This window comes from Photobacterium sp. OFAV2-7 (genome assembly GCF_022347985.1).
Lineage (GTDB): Bacteria > Pseudomonadota > Gammaproteobacteria > Enterobacterales > Vibrionaceae > Photobacterium.
The window spans coordinates 1-7697 of the sequence record NZ_JAKRFQ010000148.1 but is presented as its reverse complement, the minus strand read 5'-3'; the positions used below and the strand labels follow the sequence as shown (position 1 = coordinate 7697).

General features: G+C 43.4%; 10 protein-coding genes. 6 read left to right on the top strand and 4 right to left on the bottom strand.

Annotation, left to right across the window (positions count from 1 at the left end; translation table 11 throughout):
- The 5 genes from MHN01_RS10350 to MHN01_RS10330 form a co-directional block, all read left to right on the top strand.
- On the top strand, positions 1-461 hold a 461-nt coding region (locus tag MHN01_RS10350; protein ID WP_239411280.1), incomplete at its 5' end, for a LysR family transcriptional regulator substrate-binding protein.
- Between the two features lie 332 nt (positions 462-793).
- On the top strand, positions 794-2149 hold the full coding sequence (gene dcuC / locus MHN01_RS10345) for an anaerobic C4-dicarboxylate transporter DcuC (RefSeq protein WP_239411279.1): 1356 nt from the start codon (positions 794-796) through the stop codon (positions 2147-2149).
- A gap of 459 nt (positions 2150-2608) precedes the next feature.
- Entirely contained in the window at positions 2609-4153 is a 1545-nt protein-coding gene (locus tag MHN01_RS10340; protein WP_239411278.1) for a methyl-accepting chemotaxis protein, read from the top strand.
- Between the two features lie 148 nt (positions 4154-4301).
- Positions 4302-5012 (top strand): winged helix-turn-helix domain-containing protein, encoded by a 711-nt coding sequence (locus MHN01_RS10335; RefSeq protein WP_239411277.1) that lies wholly within the window; start codon positions 4302-4304, stop codon positions 5010-5012.
- Positions 4991-5419 carry a hypothetical protein gene (locus MHN01_RS10330; protein ID WP_239411276.1) on the top strand — a complete coding sequence of 143 codons (429 nt, stop codon included), beginning with the start codon at positions 4991-4993 and terminating at the stop codon, positions 5417-5419. The genes MHN01_RS10335 and MHN01_RS10330 overlap by 22 nt, the downstream gene beginning before the upstream one ends.
- Positions 5420-5504: 85 nt before the next feature.
- Here the strand turns inward: MHN01_RS10330 and MHN01_RS10325 are convergent, their stop codons facing one another.
- From MHN01_RS10325 to MHN01_RS10310, 4 genes are all read right to left on the bottom strand, one after another.
- Positions 5505-5741: a hypothetical protein gene (locus MHN01_RS10325; RefSeq protein WP_239411275.1), complete on the bottom strand. Its 237-nt coding sequence runs from the start codon at positions 5739-5741 to the stop codon at positions 5505-5507.
- A gap of 176 nt (positions 5742-5917) precedes the next feature.
- On the bottom strand, positions 5918-6124 hold the full coding sequence (locus tag MHN01_RS10320) for a 2-hydroxymuconate tautomerase family protein (protein WP_239411274.1): 207 nt from the start codon (positions 6122-6124) through the stop codon (positions 5918-5920).
- A gap of 22 nt (positions 6125-6146) precedes the next feature.
- Complete coding sequence (locus tag MHN01_RS10315) at positions 6147-6515, bottom strand: nuclear transport factor 2 family protein (protein WP_239411273.1); 369 nt, start codon at positions 6513-6515, stop codon at positions 6147-6149.
- Positions 6516-6527: 12 nt separating this feature from the next.
- Positions 6528-7151 carry a glutathione S-transferase family protein gene (locus MHN01_RS10310; protein WP_239411272.1) on the bottom strand — a complete coding sequence of 208 codons (624 nt, stop codon included), beginning with the start codon at positions 7149-7151 and terminating at the stop codon, positions 6528-6530.
- 172 nt (positions 7152-7323) lie between these two features.
- On the opposite strand from MHN01_RS10310, the gene MHN01_RS10305 reads away from it, so the two are divergent.
- Positions 7324-7697 (top strand): LysR family transcriptional regulator (locus MHN01_RS10305; protein ID WP_239411271.1); only part of this gene is annotated, 374 nt, incomplete at its 3' end.

Below are 7697 nucleotides of genomic sequence, written 5' to 3'. Positions count from 1 at the left end.
ATGGCGAGTTGGATCTCGGCATCATCCACAACGCAGATGTCCCTGACAGCCTTGTCACCGAACATCTTATCAACTCGCAAATGGTTGCTGTGGTTGGCGAGGGAAACCCGTTGGCCCAGCAAAAAACGATCAGCTTCAGTGATTTTTTCAAAAACGAACTCGTGATGTTCAAGCAAGGCTATTTTCACCGAGAATTCATTGATGATGTTTGTCATCACCATCAATTGACACCTCAAATCGCCTTCGAAACCAACCTGCTGCCAATGATTTTGAAAATAGTCCGTAATGATTTTGCCATTACGGCACTGCTGGAAATGGTGACACAGCATGAACAAGGATTGTCGGCCATTCCTTTTAAGCAGCCTGTATACCTTGATATTGCGATTGCATGGCGAAAAAACGGGTATTTGTCTGTTGCTGATCGTGCCTTTATGGAATTTGTTAAACAACACTGCCAATAGCAACCTTCACTAATTAATTACGCTATCAACTAGTTCATACTCTATAAGCAACAGTTATTATAATGACGCCATATTGCTACTTTATTAGAATTTCCTTCAAAACTATCAATTAACTCTTTTGTTACAGCTTTTTTCATATTAGTTTTCAAGCCAGTAGCACAATAAAAATACGCCGCCTAAAATACTGCTTTAGATCATAAATACCACCGTTATATGTCGAGTAAATGCCACTAATTAGGTAAATTGGCCATAAATAATGTGTAAGAAAGTATTTTTATATACACACATTTTCTTTTAATTGGTTTTATTTTGTAGTTTAAGAGGACACTTCCATGTTGGAGCTTTTAATTGGTCTTCTGGTTGCTGCGGGTGTAGGTCGATACATCTTCAAGGGATACACAGCAACTGGAGTGCTATTAACTGGCGGTATAATTTTGCTTGCCATCACAGCGGCATTAGGTAAGAACGTACTGCCTACTGGCGTTACATCGACAGGCAACGCAGTCACTGATGTATTTGAGTATATTAAATACTTGCTAATGTACCGTGCCGGCGGACTTGGCATGATGATCATGATGCTTTGTGGTTTTGCAGCCTACATGACCAAGATCGGTGCCAACGACATGGTTGTGAAAATGGCGTCCAAACCACTACAGTTTATCAAATCACCTTACATTCTGATGGTTGCCACCTATTTCGTCGCCTGCCTAATGTCTCTTGCCGTTTCATCTGCAACTGGCCTGGGTGTATTGCTAATGGCAACCCTATTCCCACTGATGGTAAATATGGGTATCAGTCGCGGTGCAGCAGCAGCAATCTGTGCGTCACCAGCAGCTATCATTCTGTCTCCAACTTCGGGTGATGTTGTCGTAGCAGCTGAAGCTGCAGGCATGGAATTGATCGACTTTGCCTTCAAGACAACGCTGCCAATTTCTATTGTCGCAATTATCGCCATGGCGGCTGCTCACTACTTCTGGCAGCGCTACCTGGATGACAAAGAAGGCGTGGTTCACGAGAAACTGGACGTTAGCGAACTGACTGTCGATGCACCAAAGTTCTTCTGCATCCTGCCATTCACGCCAATCATCGGTGTACTGCTATTCAGCGGTAAGTTATTCCCTCAACTACACATCGTCACTATTTTGGTGATCTGTATGTTCCTTGCTGCAGTGATCGAGCTTATCCGTCACCGTAATTCAAAAATGGTATTTGAAGGCCTGGATGCTGCGTATAAAGGGATGGCTGATGCCTTCTCAGGCGTGGTTATGCTGTTGATTGCGGCCGGTGTGTTTGCCCAGGGTTTGAAGTCTGTTGGTTTCATCGACAACCTGCTGCACCTTGCTGAAATCGCAGGCGCCGGCGGTATCTTCCTGATGATCCTATTGGTTGGTATCACAGCAATTGCAGCTGTCACTACCGGTTCAGGTAATGCTCCGTTCTACGCTTTTGTAGAACTCATCCCTAGCCTTGCGGCCAAAATGGGCATCAACCCGGCGTATCTGGTAATCCCTATGCTTCAGGCATCTAACCTTGGCCGTACCATTTCTCCGGTATCTGGCGTTGTTGTTGCCTGTTCGGGCATGGCGAAGCTATCTCCGTTCGAGGTTGTTAAACGTACTTCTGTACCGGTCTTTGTTGGTATTATCGTGGTAATCATTGCGACCCAAGTTATGGTACCGGCGGCTTAAGCCACCCTATCGAACTGAAAAAGCCCACGGTTTATGTGGGCTTTTCTTTATAAACAAACACTTAAGCACGAAAATTATCTAACTAATACACTCAGCCCCCACGAGAAATACCCACTGGCACCAATTTCCAGTTCATCTTTTTTATAAAGTCACTCATCACGAAACTTTATATTGTTTTTAACGCAATCACATCCACCCGATATGCAATTTGTGTTATAAAAAATAAATAATAAGAATATTCTAGCGATATTAATACCAATACACTGAATCGTGATAAAACGCCAAAAATTCAATTATGTATATAAGTGATATCCCATCTACATTTTATTTTAAGCGGAGTTATACCGCATTTTTTGTAATGACATTTTTGTCGTAACAAAAGCCATTTAATGACTTGTGGAGCCAATGATGCAGCTTCAGCTGTCAAGCCATGACTTTTGATGTAGAGAGGGAATATCTATGCGAAAGAATACCCATGTCACAGACAATGAAATAGTCTTGGATCCCAATGCTCAGCTGGTTACGACAACCAACTTGAAAGGCGTCATTACCTATGCCAATGACGAATTCGTTGACATCTGTGGTTATTCAGCAGATGAGCTCGTTGGTCAGCACCACAACATTATCCGACACCCCGATATGCCGCCCCAGGCCTTCGCTGACTTATGGCAGCATCTCAAGACAGAGCAATCATGGCGAGGCATTGTCAAAAATTGCTGCAAAGACGGTAGTTATTACTGGGTTGATGCTTACGTCACCCCATTGTATGAAAACAATCAAGTCTGCGGGTACCAGTCGGTCAGGCGCAAGCCCAGCAGTGAAATGATTACCAGGGCTGAACAAATCTACCAGCAGCTCAACCAAGAGAAAAACCCGTATTCATTCCAGTTCTCTGTCATACATAAAATGCTACTGTGTCTGGTAATAACTGTCTTGACGATAGCTGCCGTGCCTTTCTTTGTGCCTGACTATGTGGAGTTCAGCGCCCTACTGCCTCTAATTCTGGTTTTCTTGCTTTTCCGAAACGAGTTACTGACAACACCTTCCTTTTTGAAGCAACTGACAAACCAGTACGACAGCCTAACCCGGATTATCTATAGCGGAGATACCAAAGAGTCTATTGCCAAGTTTCACCTCCAGTTAGGTGATGCCCGGCTGAAAACCGTACTGGGACGTGTCGATGATGCCTCAAGCACGCTGGCAAACGTTGCTGATACGCTGCAACAGGCCTCCACATCAGCCAAGGCATCTATCACCGAACAAGACAAGGAAACACAGATGATTGCCTCGGCCATCACCGAACTATCAACCGTATCTAACGAAATTGCTCAGAATACCCAGCTGACAGCAGACAAAGTTGCCACCGCCCAACAGCAATGTATCAAAACCACCGAGGCACTCAATTTAACCCAGCAGGCTATCAGTGAATTGGAGCAGGAGACAGAAAACACCGCCGAGACGGCCAAGTCTCTAGTCAAAGTCTCCGATCAGATAGAAACCATGATGGTAGAAATACAGGGCATAGCTGAGCAGACGAACCTGCTGGCACTGAATGCCGCTATCGAAGCTGCCCGAGCAGGAGAGCAAGGGCGCGGGTTTGCTGTCGTCGCCGACGAAGTACGTGCTCTATCGCAACGAACACACGGTGCCACTGAAAAAATACAGCATGGCATCAACGATATTAACTCAACCTTGAACCAATGGCAGTCACGGACAACCGTCAGTATTGAGAAGACCAAAGAATGTGTCGACAACACAGATACAACAGCCCAAAGTATTAGAGAAGTTGTTGCTATGGTTGATGAAATGGCAGAGATATCGACTCAGATTGCCACGGCAGCCGAAGAGCAAGGAATGGTCTCAGCTGAAATCAGTAACAATGTTAACCAAATCTCATATTCTTCGACAAAAAATCTGGAACAAGTAGAAAAGATGGAAAAGTCATCCATTTTAATGCGTGAAAAAGTTACCATGCTTAAAGGACTTGGAAAGTCCTTCGGCTAGTCAAACACTTAGCTTATTATGAATGGGCGGATTTTGAGCTCTGTTCAATTATATTTGCATTTTGTTGCTTAACAATTTGAACTGTATCATAATTTGCTCGTCTATAACTTCAATCATGATGCATTACTTACAGTACTGAAAAACCAATATGGCAAACCCGCTCGACGATAATATCACTTATATCAGTCTTCAAAACCTGAAGGTTTCACTCACTGATATGTTGATCACTAATAGCAATGATGGTGCCCAGACTCAATTACGCATCAAAGAGGCCGAATTACTCAAGTATCTCTGTCAACGATACCCGAATGTAGCGCTTCGTACTGACATCGCGGAAAACGTGTGGGCGAACACCTATGCGTCAGAGTTTACTATTAACCAAACGGTTAACAGTTTACGCTCGAAGCTATTCAACCAAGGTAAGGCCCTGATCATTACCGTACCCAAACGAGGCTACAAGCTAGGGGTGCAGCCTGAATTTCATACCAGCATCCCCCCTCTTCCAGAAACTAACGATGCAGGGCCAGAGATAACAACAACAGCCAAACCTGAAACCGCTGTCCCAGCCCCATCGCCGAAGAAGAAGAAAAAACCAGAGATCAGGCTTAGTAAACCTATGTTCGGCTTAATCACCATTCTCGCCAGTTTACTGATTGTGTTCGGTGTCAGCTTTACTCAACAAGAAGACATTGAGGCAGTGCGAATAAATAATACATTTATACTGTTTACTCCAAATGAGAATGAACTCAAACTGATAAATGAAACATTGCAATCAACCCATTATGACTATATCGATAAGGTCAGTGCCACTATTTACGGGTGTGGAGAGGACAAACAATGCATAAATATCACCCCTTAATTAAGCTACTGACTAGTATCATCGTTCTTAGTCTGGTGCTCTTGTTTCTCAAAGGGAAATTCACACCGGTCTTCTATAAGATCAATGGCTTTTGGCAAGCCGAATCAGTAAAAGGTGAAGCCTTTTACATGGAGTTTGATGGCAACACCTTAAATATCTACGGTCAAGACGAGCGAGCCAAGAAATTCAATGTTCGCTATGATGCCCAGTATCAAAAAGACAGCAATGGTCGAATAGTACTAATTCAAGTATTTGCTGACTCGGATAGCAAATCACTGAAAGACAAGATTGATAAAAGTACCAAGGTTTTCAGCTCAATGCGATTTAAAAAAGTTGGCGAGAACGTAGTAACCAGCTTCTATAATGGTGAAAACCTAATAGTCTACAAGTTAAAGCCAATCGAGTAATACGTAACCATATTGCATCGGTGATAATTCTGACCACTCGGCTTCTTTCACCGATGCATAAACCCCATTGGCAGGATGATAAACGTTAGTCGATGATATCTTCTATTATCTCTTCACGACGTTCTTCCCTACGCTCTTCTCGTCTGTCTTCACGTCGCTCTTCCCTTCTATCCTCCCTGCGATCTTCGCGCCTTTCTTCACGGCGTTCTTCAACACGCTCTTCATGCCAATCATCCAAATCGGCATGAACCGTTGGCGCAAACATAGTGAAAACTAAAAGTAGTGAAGAAACCGCCTTGGCATTCATTACATTCTTAATCATGATTTATTCCCCTCAATAAATAGCTATGGTTGCCATAGCGTTAAATACAAGAGGAATATTTAATAACTTGAGGATTATCAGCAAGTTGAATATATATTTTTTAGGTTTGGTAAATAAGTTGATATAAAGTAAATATAAAACAGCCAAGGCACGCAACATGCCTTGGCCATTAACCATTATGTTAATTGCTGTTTTCGTAACTCGGACACTTGTTCAAAACCTATCCCCCAATTATCGGTATTGATCTCATCAATTACCACAAAGGTCGCTTTCGGATCCTTGCCTAAAACATCCACCATAAGTTGAGTCACACCTTGAATGATTTCATTCTTCTGCTCACAACTTACCCCTTCATCGGTCACTTTCACATTAATGTATGGCATCTGGTTATTCCCTCATTACTCGCTATGCATCTGCGTACATTTTATTGACGATACGCCAATGACCGTCCTCTTTTAGCAAACCCAGAAAGTCGATATAGATACTTCCTAAAAGTGGACACAACACCTTCACCATCGCTTGCTGACCAATAACATCAACAGACAAGATTCGGTACACATACTCATCGCCATTGGTTACAGGCTTTTGCCTCTGTGCCACCAGCGCTAACCACTCATCCAGACTACGCCTTAAATCTGGTGCCTTGAGATATGCATCGGAATGAAATATCTCGCGCAGCTTTTTCGTGTCCCCATAATGAAGGCCGTCAAAATAGCGCTGTATGACCAGGCTTACTTGCTCGAGTTCGGTAAACTCATGCTCACTAAGCTTCATCACCCCCTCCTTCTATACAGCATTAACCAAAGCATTTTCACCTTGCTCAGCAGCAAGTGAGGTAGCAAAACTTGGCATAGACAAGACATGATCAATCATCTTTTGTGCTTTTGGGGGAATGTTGATGTCGACTGGAAACCCTTCACCCCAACGAGAGTATACGGCTAACATGATGTCAGCAGCAGAAACGTGCTCGCCCCCCAGGAAGTGATAAGTGGTCAGCTTATCTTCGACCACTTGCCACAGTGTGCGAATATTAGATGCTGCTGCCTCAAAGACCTGATTTCTTAGTTCAACATTTTCAATTGAATTCGCCGCAAAAAAGAGTCGGCTATAAGCGGGATGCATAGTTGCGTTGGCAAACATAATATCTTGAATGGCAGATTGCTTGGCAACAGGGTCATTATCCGGCCACATCTTATTGGGATGTTTGCTTAGAAGGTGAATCATTACCGCTGCCCCCTCGGTCAACGTTTGATCACCATCGAGCAATACAGGTACCGTGCCCACAGGGTTAATCTCTGTAAAACTTTCAACTGTTTGCTTATCAATGAGAGTGACTTCCTGTCCCAATTCACGTAGCACGACTTGAGTGGCAAGCGAACAGGCACTAGGCAAAAAATATAATGTATACATAACTTATCTCCGTTTTGACTAAATTGACTTCCCAGCATGGTGAAGTTTGTTCTTTCAGCCTTGTGTTGCTGACAGAGAAAAGATTAGTGAAATAGACTGATGCGATATATAGTAACAATACGAACCATATGTTTCTAAATTGGAAACAGTAGAGCCAATGTGTGGGCATACAATGAATATGTTAAGAGCAATTGAATTATTTGTGCGTTTAGCTGAAGTGGGGAGTTTCACTCGGGTTGCGGAACAAAATCACACATCCAAATCAATGATCAGTAAAGAAATAACTCGCCTTGAAGATGAGCTGGGGGTTCGTTTGCTGCATAGAACAACCCGCAATATTACGCTCACTCATGCTGGCGAGGGATATCTTAAATACGCTCGTGACATTTTGGCTAAACTCGATGATGCAGATGCCTTTGTACAGGCGCTACAACAAACACCGCGAGGAAAACTCAAGATTAATGCCCCTATGGCATTAGGCATTACAGACCTGTCCAGACTGTTTGCCGATTTTATGCATGCCTATCCAGATGTAGACCTCGATAT

Coding starts and splice junctions, on each gene's coding strand:
- MHN01_RS10340 (WP_239411278.1), top strand. CDS start 2,609: ATGCGAAAGAATACCCATGTCACAGACAATGAAATAGTCTTGGATCCC.
- dcuC (WP_239411279.1), top strand. CDS start 794: ATGTTGGAGCTTTTAATTGGTCTTCTGGTTGCTGCGGGTGTAGGTCGA.
- MHN01_RS10335 (WP_239411277.1), top strand. CDS start 4,302: ATGGCAAACCCGCTCGACGATAATATCACTTATATCAGTCTTCAAAAC.
- MHN01_RS10325 (WP_239411275.1), bottom strand. CDS start 5,741: ATGATTAAGAATGTAATGAATGCCAAGGCGGTTTCTTCACTACTTTTA.
- MHN01_RS10315 (WP_239411273.1), bottom strand. CDS start 6,515: ATGAAGCTTAGTGAGCATGAGTTTACCGAACTCGAGCAAGTAAGCCTG.
- MHN01_RS10320 (WP_239411274.1), bottom strand. CDS start 6,124: ATGCCATACATTAATGTGAAAGTGACCGATGAAGGGGTAAGTTGTGAG.
- MHN01_RS10330 (WP_239411276.1), top strand. CDS start 4,991: ATGCATAAATATCACCCCTTAATTAAGCTACTGACTAGTATCATCGTT.
- MHN01_RS10310 (WP_239411272.1), bottom strand. CDS start 7,151: ATGTATACATTATATTTTTTGCCTAGTGCCTGTTCGCTTGCCACTCAA.